The sequence below is a fragment of the Arthrobacter oryzae genome (assembly GCF_030718995.1).
GTDB classification, from domain to species: Bacteria; Actinomycetota; Actinomycetes; order Actinomycetales; family Micrococcaceae; genus Arthrobacter; species Arthrobacter oryzae_C.
Window position 1 is genome coordinate 947,068 of sequence record NZ_CP132204.1, and the last position, 15,568, is coordinate 962,635.

Consider the following 15,568-nt stretch of genomic DNA (forward strand, 5'->3'; position numbering starts at 1 on the left):
CACTTAGGGTGGATCCGCAGGAGCGGCAAGACGTTCCCGATCCTCCCGCCGGACGCATGGAGCCGGCCCCGCCCCATCTCAGAATGCCGGGCCTTTTCGAATCACCTTCAGCTCGAATCATTTTCTGCCGTTACCGGCACCCCTTTTGCCCTCCCCGGATTCCACCGCCCCGCCACCGCGAAAGAGAGCACCCCATGATCAAGCACCACTCAGACATCCTGCTGGAAATCGTTGCCCACGATCCCGCCACCATCGAACACGACCTCAACAGTGCAGTGGACATCGCCCGCCGGCACGCCATCCAGGAACAGCGGCACGGAGTGCTGGTCACCCAAACGGGATTCTCCACCTACACCGTGGCCGTGAGCCGCGAGGTGCCCTACGGCGAGACCCGGGAGCTGCGGCAGTGGGCTTCCACGGCGTAGCACCGCGCCGAACCTGTACGGACCCCCGCCCCGCCTGTAGCGTGAAACCATACCGCGAGATCAGGAGCAGTCCATGAGCACCGAACATAAGCCCGAAGACATCGTGAACGACGGCGTCGAGGACCAGTCAAGCCCGGTGCCCCGGGACAAGCCGGCAGCCCAGGCATCCGGCCGCCACGCCGGCCCCGGCCCTGTTGATGGCAAGCCGGACCGTCCGGACGCAGCAGACGGCACCCAACCGCCGGGGCCCGCCGAAGAACAGAACCGCAAAACCGCGGACCACCGCGGCCTCACCACCGAACCCGGCTCGAGCGACTGAACCGACACGCAACAGAGGGGCCCGACGGCGGCAATCGCCGCCATCGGGCCCCTCTTCTTTGCGTTGTGCCGGCTTTGCGTTGCGCCGGCTTTGCGTCGTGCCGGCTGCTGCAGCCGGTCAGGCAGTCTGGCCGGCGTGCTCGCCCTCTTCGATCTCTTCAAGCAGTTTGTCGTTGAAGGCCTTGAGGTCCCCGGGGTGCCTGCTGGTCACGAAGCCCTGGTCCACCACCACTTCCTGGTCACTCCAGTCCGCGCCGGCGTTCTTCAGGTCGGTCTGGAGCGTGTGGTACGAGGTCAGCTTGCGGCCGCGGACCACGCCGGCGTCGATGAGCAGCCACGGCCCGTGGCAGATGGAGGCCACCGGCTTGTGCTGCTCGAAGAAGCTCCGGGCGAAGGCCTGGGCGTCCTTGTCCACGCGGAGGTGGTCCGCGTTGACCACACCGCCGGGAATCACCAGCGCATGGAAATCTGCGGCGTTGGCCTCGGCCACGGTGATGTCGACGTCGAACTTTTCGCCCTTTTCGGTGCCGTCGTAGCCCTGCAGCTTTCCGGCCTTCGGCGCCACCAGCGTGGGCTCGCCGCCGGCTTCCTTCACGGCGTTCCAGGGGCTGGTCAGCTCCACCTGCTCCACGCCGTCGGTCAGCAGGAACGCAACCTTCTTGCCTGCAATATTGTGCGCTGACATATGTCCTCCTCTTGACGGATGCCTTACGCGTTTAACACTAGGAACCCCGGAAATAATAAGCAAGCTGATAATCCTGCCGCCCCGATCAGACAGCCCCGATCAACCCGTGCGATCAAAACCGTGCCCATCAAACCGTGCTAGCACGGAAGTCAGCGACACCGCCCCGCGCGCACCATGGAACCACGGTCTCAGGAAAGGATTCCTGGCCGAAACCACCATCACCGCAACAGGAGCAAGAAGAAAAATGTCCATGACCGACGGAACAACGAAGTCCCGCCCCTCCCGCGCCAAGATCGCACTCGTTTCAGCAATGACGCTGGGACTTGCTGCGGGCGGCGTCGCCCTCGCCGCGCCCGCCCAGGCCGCCACCACCAACTACGCCTGCACCGTCACCCCGCTGAAGCCCGTCTTTGCCGGCTTCAATTCCTCGGGGACCAAGCTGGTGGACTACCAGATCCAGGTCCGCTGCTACAACGACCGTTCCGTCTACATTGAGCAGCAGCGCTGGGAAAGTGACGACTGGCCCAACGGCGACGACCACCTCGGCAACTCCAGCTTCAGCCGCTCGCTCGGCTACTACAGCGGAACGGTCACCATCCACAATGTCCGCACGCTGACCAACACCGAGATCGGCAACGAGGAGGTGTACCACAAGGTCCGCCACCAGGAAGGGACCGGCGGCGTCTGGTCGCCGTTCACCGGCTGGAAGGGCAGCGGCACCACGTCCATGTCGAATTAGCGCAGGTCCAACTAGCGCGCCCCATCCTCCGTCCGAACAACAGCGAACCGGCGGCCGTCCCCACGGGACGGCCGCCGGTCTGCTACTGCTGGCGCAGGTAGGTGAGCACGGCGAGGACGCGGCGGTGGTCCTCGGGCTCCGGCCGCAGCCCCAGCTTCAGGAAGATACTCCGGATGTGCGCCTCCACGGTCCGCTCCCCCAGGAACAGGGTCTTCCCGATCGCCTGGTTGGTCCGTCCCTCGGCCATCAGCTCCAGGACATCCCGCTCCCGGCTGCTGAGCTCATCTTCCCGGTGGTGTCCGTTGTGCGGCCGGGACACCATCCGGGCCACCAGTTCAGGATCGACGGCGGTCCCGCCGGCCGCCACCCGGTGCAGCGCGTCGATGAAGTCGTCGATGTCCGAGACCCGCTCCTTCAGGAGGTAGCCCAGCCCCTTTGCCCCGTTGCCGAACAGCGACATCGCGTTCTCCGTCTCCACGTATTGGGACAACAGGAGGACCCCCGTGCCGGGCTGGTCCCGCCGGATGGCCGTGGCAGCCTGGATGCCCTCCGTGGTGAATGTGGGCGGCATGCGGATATCGACGACGGCAACGTCGGGCTGCAGGGCAGCAACACACCCCAGCAGTTCCCGGGCATCCACTGCCTCGCAGACCACCTCCAGGCCCTCGGAACTGAGCAGCGCGGCCAGGCCGCGGCGGAGCAGCGCCGAGTCGTCCGCGATGGCTACGCGCAGGGTCATGGCATGTCCTCCGTTGGATCGGCCGAGAATGGCAGGGTTGCCGCCACGGTTGTTCCGCGGCCTTCCGGGCTGGTGACTGTCAGCGAGCCGCCCAGGGCGGCGGCCCGGTCGGCCAGCCCCAGCAGGCCGCCGTCGGAACCGGACGTCGCCCCGCCGATCCCGTTATCCGTGACGCTGAGAGTGAGTCCGGTGTCCGTGCCCCTGACGCCGATCCGAAGGTTCGAGGCCCGGGCATGTTTGGCCGCATTGGTCACGGCTTCGGCACAGATGAAGTAGGCGGCGAGTTCCACCGGCGGCGGGGGCCTGTGCGGCAGGTCAACGTCCAGCTCGACGGGCAGCGCGGAGCGCTCCGCGAGCGCCGTGAGGGAGCCGCCGAGTCCCCGTTCCTGCAGCGACGGCGGGTAGACGCCCCTGGCGAGCTCACGCAGTTCCGCCAGCGCAACGGCAAGTTCCTCGCTGGCCTGCTCCACAAGTTCCTTCATCTCCGCAGGGTCCGGGGCACGGCGGGCCCTGGCCAGGTCCATGGACACGGCCACCAGGCGCTGCTGTGCACCGTCATGAAGGTCCCGTTCCAGCTCACGGCGCCGGGCGTCCCCGGCGGTGACAATACGTTCCCGGGAGCGGCGCACCTCGACCAGCTGGTCCCGCAGCTGCTGTTCCATGTTCTGGTTGTCCAGGGCCAGGGACGTGGCGCTCTGGACGGCGGCGAGCAGCTGGGGCTGGTCCCGGAGTGCTTCGTCGAAGACCAAGGCCCCGACGGGGACGCCGTTGCGCTCGAGCACCATGGCCGCCCTCCCGGAACCGTCCTCCGGAATGGCACGGGGCACGCCGTCGTCGTCCACGAATCCGGACAGCGCAGGGGACCACCGCCACAGGCTGAGGGTGGGGTCCCGGACCGACCTGCGCAGGGCGCGGACCAGCCGGTCGCTGACCGGCGCCGTGCCGATCTCCACCATCAAGTCGCTCAGGGCGCCGCGGGCAAACCTGTAACGCCACAGCCCCAGCAACACTGCGAGCGGTACGATCGCCGTCGCCGGGTACTGCCACAGCAGGGCCTCGTTGGAGAGGGAGCCGGTCAGCTGCACCACGGCGAGGGACACCCAGACGGTGGATGCGGTCTTGATGATCACTGCCAGCCACAGCGGCAGGAACGCCGCGCGGTACGCTGGCGAGCCGGCCCGCCAGCGGGAGACGAGCACTGCCATGATGGCCAGGCCGATGCCCACCTGGACAATCCGGGCGGCGTCCCCGATGGCACTGGTGAGCTGCGGGCTGTCCCGGAGGAGGAGCAGGTTCCGGGACGTGGACTCCCCTGCGGCGATGTGCAGCCGCGGATCAAAGAACGCCCAGCTGGCCACCGCGATGACCGCCCAGGCGGCAAAAAAGAAGACGACCGCCGCCCGTTCCGCACGCGAACGCAGGACTCCCGACGGAAAGCTCAAGGCCAGCTGCAGCAGCGGCGGCTGGTACATAAGCGTCAGACCCACCCCCACCGTGAACAGGACGGGATCGCTGGACCGCCGCACCCCGGCAGCCAGCCACAGCAGGCCCGCGAGCACCAGCAGCAGCCCGGGGTTCCGGTTCGGCCGGGTCTGCCACGCCGCCACGCCGGCCAGGACGAAGGCGAGCCCCACGGCAATGAACAGGGAGAGCTCGGTCACCGTAAACGGTGCCCGTGTCGGGTTCTCGCCCCAGCGGATGACCCCCTGGGCGTTGAGGACTCCGAGGGTCCGGGCGGGATCCTGCAGGGCCGCCGGCCGCCAGTCAATCGAGATCAGCACCAGGGCCAGGACGCCCACGGTGGCAGCCACTACCAGTACCAGTTGCTTGGGAGTCACACTGCTTCCCTCCGCCAAGCTTAAGAATCCCACGCAGCCGGGCGGCGGGCCAGACCCGCGTAGCTAACCCAACAGCCGCCGTTCGTAGGCAAAGGCAACGAGCTGGAGCCTGGTGCGGAGCCCCAGCTTGTCCAGCACGCTGCGCAGGTGCGTCTTGATGGTGGCCTCGGACACGAACAGGCTGTCAGCCATTTCGGCGTTGGCCAGCCCCTTGGCCGCCAGCAGGAAGACATCGCGTTCACGCGCGGACAGCACCTCAAGGACGGAGAGGTCCGGCCCCGCGGAAGGCAAAGTGCGGGCTGCATGCTGAAAAAGCTCATGGACGGAGCCGGGCGCAATCACGGAGTAGCCCGAATGGACGGTGCGGATGGCCGCCAGGAGGAACTCGGGTTCCGCGCTCTTGAGGAGGTATCCGCTGGCGCCGGCCTGAACAGCCTCCACCACCGCCTGGTCGCGGTTGAAGGTGGTCAGGGCGATGATCTTTGGTTTGCTCCAGCCCTCGCAATCCGCCTGCTGCAGGATCAGCCGGGTGGCGGCGACGCCGTCGAGCACCGGCATCCGGAGGTCCATCAGCATCACATCAGGGGTCAGGTCCGCGGCGAGCGCCACTGCCTGTCCGCCGTCGCCCGCCTCCCCCGATAGCTCCATGTCCGGCTGGCTCTCGATGAGCATCCGGATGCCGGAACGGAAGAGCGGCTGGTCGTCCACGAGCGCCACCGAGATGCGCCCTCCGGCATCAACCACGGACGGCCGCTTCCGGGCGGGCTTCCCCATGCGGCGCCGCTTCCAGTTCCGCCGGCGCCTGTCCTCCTGCAGCCAGGCCAGTGTTTGTTCCGGCGGCGGATGTTTCCCCGGCCGCTGTAACTTCGCCCGCGGCGGCCTGCAGCCCGTACGGCACGAACGCTGTCACCCGGAACTGTTCGCCGTCCGGCCCGGCCGTCACCCAGCCTCCCGCCAGGTGCGCCCGCTCGCGCATACCGGGTATGCCCCGCCCCACCCGAAAACCGCCGTCGGTTTCCGCCGCGGCTCCCCGGTCGGCGGCCATCGCTGACGCGACGTGCAGCGCGAGCCCGGGCCCGCTCCAGTCAAAGTGCAGACGCACCGCGGTGCCCCGTCCGCCGTGCTTGAGGGCATTGGTGAGGCACTCCTGGACAATGCGGAACACGGCCAGCTCCTGGCCGGTGGTCAGGGGCGCCGGAGTGCCCGATTCGCTGCGGTCGATGGCCAGGCTGCCCTGCCGCATCCTCTCCACGAGCGGGGCGACATCACTGAGCCGGGGCTGGGGCGCGACCATGCCGTCGTCGCGGACTCCCTCGATGACGCGTTGCGCGTCCACCAGGGCACTCCGGGCGGAGCTGGCGATATTTTCAAGGGCGTTGAGCACGGCCTTGGGCTGGTCCGAACTCAGGTAGCGGGTGCCGTCCGCCTGCGCCGCGATGACTGCCAGGGAATGAGCCAGGACATCATGCAGGTCCCGGGCAATGCGCGTTCGTTCCTGCTCCACGATGAGGTCGACCTCTGCCTCCTTCAGGCCGGCCTGGGCAATGTTCCGTGCGTGGAACAGGCTGCCGCGTTCCTGATAGAGCTTCAATGCGAGCCCGACGGCGGCGCAGCCGGCGGCGATCAGTGTCAGGACGGAGAAGAGCTGCCAGCCGTGGACCTGCAAGGCCAAGCGGTCACCGCCGTACAACGGACGGAACCAGCCCACTCCGTAGCTGTACCGCCAGGAGATCATCAGGAACGTCATGGCCACGATGAAGACCGCGTTGGCCGAAACGGCCACCACCGCAGTCCGCCTGGCCGCGGTCCACAGGATGAACGCCAGGGCGATGAACGATCCGATGTAGATGGGCCAGTGGTTCGAGTACATGGCCGGGATGACGTAGAGGAACTGGCCCGCCAGCAGGATCGCCGTCAGGGCGAGCGAAACGATCGGCTGCCACACCGACACGGCGATGGCCGCCGTCATCAGAACCAGCGGGACCGTTCCCGGCCAGACGTTGAGTCCGGGCCACGGCCCCATCCTTCCTGCTTCGCCCACGCACCACAGCGCGAAGAAAAGAACGGCCGCCACGGGGGCGCCCCAATGCCGCATGAATTTCAGAAGTGGTTCCATGCCTGTCACCCTATCCACGCGCGCAGGCGCTCCTGTGACAACGACGGCCAATTCCGCCTGAGCTCCACCGCGAAGCCAGCAGATTCATCCTTCCAGCCAGGCATGCCGCGGAACTTGAGCCAAAATTGCATCAATGCCGCGTTATTCCTGATTCCCCCGGTTCACCCTTGAGTCATAACATCCAGGCGGGAACCCAGCACCCGCGAGAAGAAAGCATCACAGGCTGCAAGGAAGCAGGACCGGCCATGAAAAAGGCTCCAGCGGTCAACGAGGTCGCCGCGATCCACGGCGTCATTACCGACCAGGCTCCGGTGGATTTTCATGCCCTGGGGCTCGCCGGCTGCATCGACCGGCTCGCCGCGCCGCTGCGGGAGCAGGGAACCAGGATCCGGTGGGAGACGCCGCACCACGGCATCGAGATACCGGCCGGAAGCGCCGGGCTGCTGTACCACGCCGCCCAGGAGGCCCTGAGCAACGCCTTCAAATTCGCCGCTGCCACCGAACTGACCGTCCGGCTCGCAGCAGTGCATCACGGGATACGGCTGACGGTAGCCGACAACGGCACCGGCTTTGACCGCCACGATCACCACGGGAACCGCCCGCAGGGATTCGGACTGCTCCTGATGTCCATCGCGGTCCACGAAGCCGGCGGCACTGCAACCATCGACACCGCTCCCGGCAAGGGCACCTGCGTCACGGTCACGCTTCCGTTGGACTGACCGCACGCTTCCACTGCAATGACCACATGATTCTCTGGGGGGATCGCCATGCATCTCAGCCCGGGCCGCTGTGCCCACGGAACCATCCGCCGGCTCCAGTATCATTTTGCCCATGACCAGGCCTGCGGTGAGGGTCCCTGTCACGGGAGTAGCCCGCGAAGCCCTCGATACCGTCTGGGACCGGATCTTCTTCCTCATCGGTGGTGTCGCCGCCGCCTGGCTGACGTACCTTCTCCTTGAGCTCAGCTTCCAGTGGGGCTGGGGCCAGCTATGGTTCACCTTCGTCTTCTGGGCCATGCTCGCCTACCTCGTCCTGCCCAGGCTCCACTCAATCCTGACCCGCGTGTATGTGCCGGATTACTTCATCGGGCGCGCCCGCACCAGCGACGGCCTGCTCGGTGGTCCGGTGAATGTTGCCCTGCTGGGCTCCGAAGCCCAGCTCCACCACGTGATGCGCAGGGCCGGCTGGACCATCGCCGACGACGTGACCTTGGCCAGCAGCTGGCGGATCATCACCTCCACCGTGTTGCGCCGCAGCTACCTCGAGGCCCCTGTCAGCCCGCTCTTCCTGTTCGGCCGGCAGCAGGATTTCGCGTACCAGCAGGAAGTGGACGGAAATCCCGGCAAGCGCCACCACGTCCGCTTCTGGCGGTGTCCGCCCGGCTGGCTGCTCCCCGGCGGCGTGTCCGCTGACTGGCTGGCTGCCGGCACCTATGACAGAAGTGTCGGCTTCTCGTTGTTCACCCTCCAGGTCACGCACAAGATCGACGAACACACGGACGATGAGCGGGACCATATCGTCAGGTCCATGTCCGACGCCGAACCGTCCGCCGCCGTCCGGGTGATCCGGGACTTTTCCACCGGCTACCACACCCGCAACGGCGGGGGCGATGAAATTGCCACCGACGGCGACCTGCCCATCGTTGACTTGCGGGCAACGCCGGTGTCCGGCGTTGCCGTGGCACGGCTCCCGAGCGACAGCCGGAACAGGCGACCCGCCCCCACGATCATCGGGGCGGCCCTCGTCGCCGGCCGTGCATTGGCAGCCGCGGCACTGGCGGTGTCCATCCTGCTCTTCCCCGCCGAGCACCTGAGCGCGGACCAGTCCCAGCTGGTGCTTTACCTTGGCCTGGCAGTGGTGGTCCTGTTTGCCCTCGCAGAACTGCTGCTTGCCTGGTTCGTCTTCCTGGGCCGCAACTGGGCGCGCACGCTCACCATGGCCGTGAGTGCGGCCGCGATCGGCCTGCAGGTCATCGATGTGGTCAACGGAGGCCCCGGAATCACGCTGCAGACCAACCTTCCGGGCCTCACCCTGGACATCCTGTTGATCCTCGCCCTGTCCAGCGAGCGGTCCCGCGTCTACGCCCGCCGCGACCGCAAGGAACCAAAACGGATCGCTGCCCGGCCCGGCGGCCGCGCAGCCATCTGACGCTCAGACAGTTGCGGGGTCCGTATTCGCGCCGCACAGGACCACGGCCACGCGTTCGCCATCCCCGGGAACATAGGCCCCGGAGGTCAGCGCCGCAAACGCGGCTGCCGCGCCGTGCTCCACCACCATCCGGTAGTCGGCCCACAGCCGCGAGCGCGCGGTGACAATCTCGTCGTCGGACACCAGTACGCCCACCACACCGGTGCGGACTGCTACATCGAAGCCGATCCGTCCGATCCGGCGCGCGCCGAGGGAGTCCGCGGCGATTCCGGAGACCGGCACATCCACCGGTTCCCCCGCCTTGAGCGCGGCGTGCAGGGTGGGGGCGGTGGCGGGTTCCACGCCCACCACCCTGGCCACTCCTTCGACGGCGGCCGCGATTCCGGCCATCAGTCCCCCGCCGCCCACAGCCACCAGTACGGTGTCCACGCCGCCAAGCTGTTCCAGGAGTTCCGAGCCCACGGTGCCGGCGCCGGCGGCGATTTCGGGCTGGTCATAGGCGTGGCAGTACACGGCCCCGGTTTCGGCGGCGTACGCAATGGCCGCGTTATAGGCCACGGCGTACTCGGCGCCGCGCTGGATCACCGTGGCCCCGGATTCGCGGAGTTTCTTTACCTTCATGGCGGGGGCGGTCTCCGGGACAAAGACGGCCGCAGGAACCCCTGCCTGCGCCGCGGCATAAGCGTTCGCGAGGCCGGCGTTGCCGCCCGAGGCCACCACAATGCCCACGCCCTCTTTCAGCTCGCCCCGCTCACGGCAGGCCAGCACGCGGTTGAATGCGCCGCGTGCCTTGAACGTGCCGGTGTGCTGCATGAACTCGCACTTCAGCCAGATGGTCCCGGGAAAGCTCCCCTTGTCCGCTTCGATCACCGGGGTGCGGCGCACCAGCCCGGAAATCCTGGCAGCTGCTTCGTCGACGTCACGGCGAGTGATCATGACATCCCCCGGGTAGCCGTACGGGGAAGGGTGGAGCGGCCGCCGTAGTCGTGGCCGATCTGGCGTGCGGCGTCCTGGAGGAGCGGAACCACCGTCCTCTCGATGTCCTCCGCCGGCGCCCGGTGGGTCTGGAGGGACACATTCACGGCGGCCACCACGTCGTTGCCGTGCCAGACCGGAACGGCCACACCGCGGAGGCCTTCCTCCAGTTCCTGGGAAACCATGGACCACCCCTTGGCGCGGGCCTGTTCCACCTCCGCCTGCAGCTGGTCCAGGCTGCCGATGGAGCGCTCGGTGAAGCGCTGCAGCTGGACGGAGTCGAAGTACGTCTTCAGCTCTGCGCCGGACAACGCCCCGAGCAGGACGCGCCCCATGGACGTGGCCCAGGCGGGGAACCTCGTGCCAACACTGATGGAGACGCTCAGGAGCCGGGGCGAGGGAACGCAGGCCACGTAAACGACATCGGTACCGTCAAGGATGCAGAGCGATGTTGTTTCATTGAGTTCGGCCGCGAGCGATTTCAGGTGCTGCTCAGCGATTCTGGGGAGCGCCAGGTTTGCCAGGAAGGACTGGCCGATGTCCAGCGAGCGGGGAGTCAGCTCATAGTAGGGGCCGTCGGCCCGAAGGTAGCCCAGGTCGGTCAGCGTCATCAGGAACCTGCGGGCGGAAGCCCGGGTCATGTCCGATTTCACGGCGACCCGGGACACGGTCAGGCGGGGCTCATCCGGGGCGAAGGCGCGCAGTACGTCAAAGGCCTTCTCCACCGATTTCACGAAGTACGCGGGTTGCTCCGCCATGGAATGGTTTGCCCTCCCTGAAACTCATTGTTGGCGCCTGCAGGCGCGTGGCCGCAGGCTGGTTCCGATCATATCCGGATAACGCACGGCCGCCTCAGCAGGGCCAATTCCCGGTCAGCTCTCCACCCGGATGTCCGTGAGTGCCCGGCCCAGGAGTGCGCCAGTCTCGGGTGCCAGCCCGAGGATGGGAATCATGGCCGCCGCCTGCGCCCGCAGGTGGTCCCAGCCGTCGGCGCATGGCAGGCCCCGGGCCCTCGCGCCGGCGATAGTGGCCGTCGTGTGGCCGGCGTACACGAAGTCGTACACGAAGGCGTCCGGGGAAAGCTCCGCCGGCCCCCAGGCAGGTTCATCACTGCGTCCCTTGCCGATCGGGGTGGCGTTGACGATCAGGGAGGCGCCAGGCGCATGGTCCCGGGCCTCTGCCCATGCCACGGCGGCGGCTTCCATGCCGAGGCCCGTGGCCAGGTCCACCAATTGCCGTGATGCCAGCGGATCCTTGTCTGCCACGGTGATCCGGTCCGCCAGGCCTGCCAGCGCCACCAGGGCCGCACGGGCGGCTCCGCCCGCCCCGAGCATCAGCGCATGCCGCTGGTGCCGGCCGCCCAGGAGTTCGGCGACGGCGGTGATGTCCGTGTTGTGCGCAAGGAGCCTCCGGCCGTCCCGGACCAGCAGGTTGGAGGCACCGCTGAGCCGGACCTGTTCCGTGGCGGCGTCGGCTGTGCGCGCAGCCCACTGCTTGTGGGGCATGGTCACGTTCGCGGCCACGACGTCGGCCTCCAGCATCGCAGCGCGGACTCCGGACATGTCCTGTCCGGCCGGAACGTCCCAGGCCTCGTAGGTCCAGCTGTTTCCGAGCTGTTCCAGGACGGGGCTCCAGAGCCCGGGAGACATGGCGCTGGAGGCCTCGGAGCCGATGAGGAACAGCCGGTGGGCGGGCATTCGGTTTTCCATGGTGACACCTTTCATTGCGGGCGCTCAGTCAGGAAGGTGTTGTGAGGCACCTCACCCTGCGGTACTCTATTCCATAATCGCATACCGCACATCTGTTCGGAATGCGCACAAATCACAAACAAACAACCGTCTTTCAGCGCGGAAGGGCCAGCACCATGACAAACACAGCTACGGGCGCCAGCATCGGAGCCGAGCAGCGCCAGCTCAAGCGGGCCAAGAAGGCAGCCCTCGCCGCGTTCCTCGGCGGCGCCCTTGAGTACTACGACTTCTTCATCTACGCCACTGCGGCGTCGCTGGTCTTCTCCAAGATCTTCTTCCCCGCCGGGGATCCCACCATCGCCCTGCTGGCCTCCTTCGCCACGTTCGGCGTCGCGTACGTCGCACGCCCCTTCGGCGCCGTGGTCTTCGGCCACCTGGGCGACAAGATCGGGCGGAAGAACACCCTGGTGATGACGCTGGTCCTGATGGGATCGGCCACGTTCCTCATCGGCGTGCTGCCCGACTTCAACACCGCCGGCTACTGGGCACCGGCCCTGCTGGTGCTCCTGCGCCTCATGCAGGGCCTCTCCGCCGGCGCTGAAACGGCCGGCGCGTCGGCGCTGTCCACCGAGGAAGCCCCCGAAGGCCGGCGCGGCTTCTTCGCCAGCTTTGCCATGAGCGGCATTTCCGCGGGCATCGTCCTGGCCTCCCTGGCCTTCCTTCCGGTGGCTGCCATGAGCGAAGCCGACCGCCTGGCCTGGGGCTGGCGCATCCCGTTCTGGGGATCCATCCTCGTGCTGATCGTGGCATACCTGGTGCGGCGCTCGTTGGAGGAGCCGGAGGTCTTCGAGGAAAAGCATGACCACGGCGAACTGGTGAAGCTCCCCTTCGCCAAGATGTTCAAGACCCACCCGGCCCAGTTCTTCCAGGTTGCACTGATGTCCTTCGAAACCGTCACGAACACCTTCATGCAGTCCTTCGGCCTGGCCTACGCCGTGTCCGTGGGCGTACCGGCCTCCACCATGCTCTGGGTCAGCATCACCGGCAACATCCTGGCCGTGGGAACCCAGCCGCTCATGGCGTGGCTCTCCGACAAGTTCGGCCGCCGCCCGGTCTTCATCACCGGCGTCCTCGGTTCCGGTGCCATGATCTTCGTGTACTTCTCGGTGATTTCCACGGGCAACGTCCCCATGATCTTCCTGACCAGCACCCTGATCACCGCCGGCACCTACGCCATGTCCAACGCCATCTACCCGGCCTGGTTCTCGGAGCTGTTCAATGTCAAGGTCCGCTATTCCGGTATGGCCATCGGCCTGCAGATCGGCATCCTGTGCGCCGGCTTCACCCCGCTGCTCGGCACCGCCCTCGTCGGTGCGGACAAGGCAAACTGGGGCCCCGCAGCCTGGATCGTGGCTGCATCATCCATCCTGGCCGTGGCCGGTGCCTTCTGGGCCCGCGAGACCAGCAAGACCCCGCTGCGGGAACTGGGCAACCCCGTCCGCTGACCGCTACGCCGCCGCCGGCTGCTGCGCCCGCCGGAGCCGGGCCAGCAGCGTGGCGGCGAGGAGTGCCGTCGTAATTTCCAGGACGATGACGGCCAGCAATGCTTCGGCCGGCGTGCCGGCGGCCCCTGCCGCCGGCACGTGGACCGCCGCGTGGCCGTGGCCGGACACCGGCGAACCGGGGGCACCGCCCAGCAACAGGACGGCATGCAGCGCTGTCATTGCCAGCGCGCACGCCATCACCTGGCGCAGGGACCCGGGCCGGCCGCCGCGCCAGATGTGCACGGCGCACGGCAGGCAGACCCCCACCATGGCCAGCATCAGCAGGTTCAGCCACAGGCCGTGGTGATTCCCCAGGACAAGCCAGAGATGCACCATGCCGGACCCCGCAGTTGCCGCTGCGACGATGCGCGGGTGCAGTCCCGGGCCAGTCACGGCAGCTGCCTAGCCGTGGCAGTGCCCGCCGGCGGCGGGCGTGGTGTTCGGGTTGGCCGGCACATCCAGTACCGGACTGCGGTCAAAGAACCCCTCCGGGCGCAGTTTGAAGCCCACAGTATCCACGGGCATGATGGGCCAGTCCTCAATCCGGGGGAAGTGGGTCAGCCCGAAGGTGTGCCACACCACGATGTCCTGGCCGTCGATCCCGCGGTCCTGGGCAATGTATTCAGGCAGGCCCGCTCCCCCGGCGTGCTGGTTCACGAAGTCGCCCGTGGGGTACCGTTCGTCCTCGGCGAACCGGGTAACCCAGAGATCCTTGGTGGCGAATGCCGCCCGGCGGGCAATGGAGGAATCCGGGTCGGCGAGGAGCGTGGGCTGGCCCTGGGCATGCAGCTTGTAGCCCACGGGTTCGCCCAGGCGGTTGCGCGATTCCGGGTTGGAGATGATCCAGGTCCGGCCGCTGCGGGCGTCCGCTTCCCGGGCGGCTTCGGACTCCCTGCGCAAGACGGTCCGCTTCCGGGAGAAAGCGTTGCCGCGTTCGTTGCCTTCGCCCATGGGCTGCCGCACCACATCCTCTTCCTCCACCCGATTGGTGAAGCCGTCGATGGCCATGTCCAGGCGGGCGCTGAAGAGGTGCTGGTGGAAAGGTGCGCCGAGGCCGGGAGCGAGTTGGGAGATGTTGTCCGAGCCGCCCTCCGGGAAGGCGCTGGTGAACACAACACCGGTGGCCTTGGCTTCGAATTCGATGGTGCCGTCCAGGTACAGGTACCAGTAGAAGCCGTAGTCGTAGTTGCCGATGGTGGTGAAGAAGGAGATGACCAGGCGGCGGTTGCGGCGCGTGTAGTTGATGCCCGTCCAGAGGTCGCTGTGCTTGGCCAGGATGCCCCAGTCCTCCTCGTGCATGCAGATGCCGTTGCGGATTTCGCGGGGGTTGCCGAAGGCGTCGCTGATCACCGGGCTGAGGTAGGTGATCTCGCCGAGGCAGTCGCAGCCCAGTTCGAGCGAGTTGGCGTACTGGCCCACCAGGTATTCGCCGGTGTCGAAGTAGTTCTGCCAGGACCGGATCGGGGACGGGTCGCCGTACGGGACCACCATCTCGGCGATGGAGGCACGGTTGATGATGGGGCGCTTCCGCTCCCCGTCCTGGAAGGCCAGGTTGTGCAGCACCACGCCCTCGCGGACATCGAAGCCGACGTCGACGCTCCACTTTTCCCACTCGACATGGTTTCCGCCGGTGACCGTGAAACTGGGCCCCTCGGGCTGGGTGATGTGGAGCGGCTTCTGCGTGGTGCGGAGCGGGCCGGTGAGCTCGGGGTCGGTGTAATTTCCGTGTTCCGCCGGAATCGGGACAACTCCCAGGTCCAGGACCTGCGTGACTTCCTTGCTGACGACGTCCACGTAGGCCACCAGGCCGTCGACGGGGTGCGCCCAGGCGCTGTCCTCCGGAAAATCCTGCACGAACGCCAGGCCGCGGAGGATGCGCCGCCCCTTCTCCTCCGGGTATTCGAAGACGCCCGCGGACAGTGGCGCAACACGGACTTTACCGACGTCGAGCCCACGGTCCGCCAGGGCCTTCAGCCACCGCCCGTCGGAGGCCAGGAGTTCCTCAACCACCTCGAATTCCTCTTCCAGCACCGGAAGTTCGCCGGTGACGGCGGTGTCCAGTTCGACGGCGGAAGTCACCCCGCCGCCCGCGAGGGAGACCGTCACGTCGAGGGGGCGGCCGCCGGAAACATCATGGATGAACACCCTGAAGCGCCGTTCGCCGGAGTCCTTCGGCTGGTCGCGGGCGGGGTCCAGCAGGCCGAGGTAGGCGATCCGCTTCCCGGGGCCAAGAAGTCCACCGGCGGCGAGGATGCCTTGGACTTCGGTGATTTCCGCGCCGGTCGCCAGGCGGTACGGGGCGGCCGTGTCAGTTGGTGCAAGTGTCATGAGCGCTGCCTTTGTCCGGGACCGT

The 15,568-nt window shown here is 67.4% G+C and carries 16 protein-coding genes; 6 read left to right on the forward strand and 10 right to left on the reverse strand.

Annotation, left to right across the window (positions count from 1 at the left end; genetic code table 11):
* The first annotated feature begins 194 nt into the window (after nt 1-194).
* Both Q8Z05_RS04400 and Q8Z05_RS04405 read left to right on the forward strand, forming a co-directional pair.
* Nucleotides 195-425, forward strand: coding sequence for a hypothetical protein (locus Q8Z05_RS04400; protein ID WP_305942276.1), 231 nt, complete (start codon nt 195-197; stop codon nt 423-425).
* Between the two features lie 73 nt (nt 426-498).
* Nucleotides 499-744, forward strand: coding sequence for a hypothetical protein (locus Q8Z05_RS04405; RefSeq protein ID WP_305942277.1), 246 nt, complete (start codon nt 499-501; stop codon nt 742-744).
* A gap of 117 nt (nt 745-861) precedes the next feature.
* Here Q8Z05_RS04405 and Q8Z05_RS04410 read toward each other — a convergent pair whose 3' ends face one another.
* A complete protein-coding gene (locus tag Q8Z05_RS04410) occupies nt 862-1,428 on the reverse strand; it encodes a type 1 glutamine amidotransferase domain-containing protein (RefSeq protein WP_305942278.1) in 567 nt (188 codons plus the stop codon).
* Between the two features lie 250 nt (nt 1,429-1,678).
* Here Q8Z05_RS04410 and Q8Z05_RS04415 point away from each other — a divergent pair, with 250 nt between their 5' ends.
* Nucleotides 1,679-2,167: a hypothetical protein gene (locus tag Q8Z05_RS04415; protein WP_305942279.1), complete on the forward strand. Its 489-nt coding sequence runs from the start codon at nt 1,679-1,681 to the stop codon at nt 2,165-2,167.
* Between the two features lie 82 nt (nt 2,168-2,249).
* Here the strand turns inward: Q8Z05_RS04415 and Q8Z05_RS04420 are convergent, their stop codons facing one another.
* From Q8Z05_RS04420 to Q8Z05_RS04435, 4 genes are all read right to left on the reverse strand, one after another.
* The gene (locus Q8Z05_RS04420; RefSeq protein ID WP_305942280.1) at nt 2,250-2,906 is read right to left on the reverse strand and encodes a response regulator transcription factor; all 657 of its coding nucleotides are present in this window, start codon (nt 2,904-2,906) and stop codon (nt 2,250-2,252) included.
* Nucleotides 2,903-4,744, reverse strand: coding sequence for a sensor histidine kinase (locus Q8Z05_RS04425; protein WP_305942281.1), 1,842 nt, complete (start codon nt 4,742-4,744; stop codon nt 2,903-2,905). The genes Q8Z05_RS04420 and Q8Z05_RS04425 overlap by 4 nt, the downstream gene beginning before the upstream one ends.
* 63 nt (nt 4,745-4,807) lie before the next feature.
* Entirely contained in the window at nt 4,808-5,518 is a 711-nt protein-coding gene (locus Q8Z05_RS04430; RefSeq protein WP_305942282.1) for a response regulator, read from the reverse strand.
* Nucleotides 5,481-6,860 (reverse strand): sensor histidine kinase, encoded by a 1,380-nt coding sequence (locus Q8Z05_RS04435; RefSeq protein WP_305942283.1) that lies wholly within the window; start codon nt 6,858-6,860, stop codon nt 5,481-5,483. Before Q8Z05_RS04435 ends, Q8Z05_RS04430 begins: the two co-directional genes overlap by 38 nt.
* Before the next feature lie 245 nt (nt 6,861-7,105).
* On the opposite strand from Q8Z05_RS04435, the gene Q8Z05_RS04440 reads away from it, so the two are divergent.
* The gene (locus tag Q8Z05_RS04440) at nt 7,106-7,579 is read left to right on the forward strand and encodes a sensor histidine kinase (protein WP_305942284.1); all 474 of its coding nucleotides are present in this window, start codon (nt 7,106-7,108) and stop codon (nt 7,577-7,579) included.
* 112 nt (nt 7,580-7,691) lie between these two features.
* Nucleotides 7,692-9,008, forward strand: a complete 1,317-nt coding sequence (locus Q8Z05_RS04445) for an LssY C-terminal domain-containing protein (protein ID WP_305942285.1) — start codon at nt 7,692-7,694, stop codon at nt 9,006-9,008.
* A 3-nt stretch (nt 9,009-9,011) separates the two neighbouring features.
* Here Q8Z05_RS04445 and Q8Z05_RS04450 read toward each other — a convergent pair whose 3' ends face one another.
* The 3 genes from Q8Z05_RS04450 to Q8Z05_RS04460 all read right to left on the reverse strand — a co-directional run bounded on the left by Q8Z05_RS04450 (nt 9,012) and on the right by Q8Z05_RS04460 (nt 11,692).
* A complete protein-coding gene (locus Q8Z05_RS04450; protein WP_305942286.1) occupies nt 9,012-9,944 on the reverse strand; it encodes a threonine/serine dehydratase in 933 nt (310 codons plus the stop codon).
* On the reverse strand, nt 9,941-10,741 hold the full coding sequence (locus tag Q8Z05_RS04455) for an IclR family transcriptional regulator domain-containing protein (RefSeq protein WP_305942287.1): 801 nt from the start codon (nt 10,739-10,741) through the stop codon (nt 9,941-9,943). The genes Q8Z05_RS04450 and Q8Z05_RS04455 overlap by 4 nt, the downstream gene beginning before the upstream one ends.
* 114 nt (nt 10,742-10,855) lie before the next feature.
* Nucleotides 10,856-11,692: a shikimate dehydrogenase family protein gene (locus Q8Z05_RS04460; RefSeq protein ID WP_305942288.1), complete on the reverse strand. Its 837-nt coding sequence runs from the start codon at nt 11,690-11,692 to the stop codon at nt 10,856-10,858.
* 155 nt (nt 11,693-11,847) lie between these two features.
* Between Q8Z05_RS04460 and Q8Z05_RS04465 the strand changes: the two genes are divergently transcribed.
* Complete coding sequence (locus Q8Z05_RS04465; protein WP_305942289.1) at nt 11,848-13,176, forward strand: MFS transporter; 1,329 nt, start codon at nt 11,848-11,850, stop codon at nt 13,174-13,176.
* A gap of 3 nt (nt 13,177-13,179) precedes the next feature.
* On the opposite strand, the gene Q8Z05_RS04470 is transcribed toward Q8Z05_RS04465, so the two are convergent.
* Complete coding sequence (locus tag Q8Z05_RS04470) at nt 13,180-13,608, reverse strand: hypothetical protein (RefSeq protein WP_371745924.1); 429 nt, start codon at nt 13,606-13,608, stop codon at nt 13,180-13,182.
* Between the two features lie 9 nt (nt 13,609-13,617).
* Nucleotides 13,618-15,543, reverse strand: coding sequence for a primary-amine oxidase (locus Q8Z05_RS04475; protein WP_305942290.1), 1,926 nt, complete (start codon nt 15,541-15,543; stop codon nt 13,618-13,620).
* Nucleotides 15,544-15,568 lie beyond the last annotated feature (25 nt).

Bases quoted from the DNA above. Each gene is read 5' to 3' on its own strand.
- Q8Z05_RS04400 (WP_305942276.1), top strand. From the start codon at position 195: ATGATCAAGCACCACTCAGACATCCTGCTGGAAATCGTTGCCCACGAT.
- Q8Z05_RS04405 (WP_305942277.1), top strand. From the start codon at position 499: ATGAGCACCGAACATAAGCCCGAAGACATCGTGAACGACGGCGTCGAG.
- Q8Z05_RS04410 (WP_305942278.1), bottom strand. From the start codon at position 1,428: ATGTCAGCGCACAATATTGCAGGCAAGAAGGTTGCGTTCCTGCTGACC.
- Q8Z05_RS04415 (WP_305942279.1), top strand. From the start codon at position 1,679: ATGACCGACGGAACAACGAAGTCCCGCCCCTCCCGCGCCAAGATCGCA.
- Q8Z05_RS04420 (WP_305942280.1), bottom strand. From the start codon at position 2,906: ATGACCCTGCGCGTAGCCATCGCGGACGACTCGGCGCTGCTCCGCCGC.
- Q8Z05_RS04430 (WP_305942282.1), bottom strand. From the start codon at position 5,518: ATGGGGAAGCCCGCCCGGAAGCGGCCGTCCGTGGTTGATGCCGGAGGG.
- Q8Z05_RS04435 (WP_305942283.1), bottom strand. From the start codon at position 6,860: ATGGAACCACTTCTGAAATTCATGCGGCATTGGGGCGCCCCCGTGGCG.
- Q8Z05_RS04440 (WP_305942284.1), top strand. From the start codon at position 7,106: ATGAAAAAGGCTCCAGCGGTCAACGAGGTCGCCGCGATCCACGGCGTC.
- Q8Z05_RS04445 (WP_305942285.1), top strand. From the start codon at position 7,692: ATGACCAGGCCTGCGGTGAGGGTCCCTGTCACGGGAGTAGCCCGCGAA.
- Q8Z05_RS04450 (WP_305942286.1), bottom strand. From the start codon at position 9,944: ATGATCACTCGCCGTGACGTCGACGAAGCAGCTGCCAGGATTTCCGGG.
- Q8Z05_RS04455 (WP_305942287.1), bottom strand. From the start codon at position 10,741: ATGGCGGAGCAACCCGCGTACTTCGTGAAATCGGTGGAGAAGGCCTTT.
- Q8Z05_RS04460 (WP_305942288.1), bottom strand. From the start codon at position 11,692: ATGGAAAACCGAATGCCCGCCCACCGGCTGTTCCTCATCGGCTCCGAG.
- Q8Z05_RS04465 (WP_305942289.1), top strand. From the start codon at position 11,848: ATGACAAACACAGCTACGGGCGCCAGCATCGGAGCCGAGCAGCGCCAG.
- Q8Z05_RS04475 (WP_305942290.1), bottom strand. From the start codon at position 15,543: ATGACACTTGCACCAACTGACACGGCCGCCCCGTACCGCCTGGCGACC.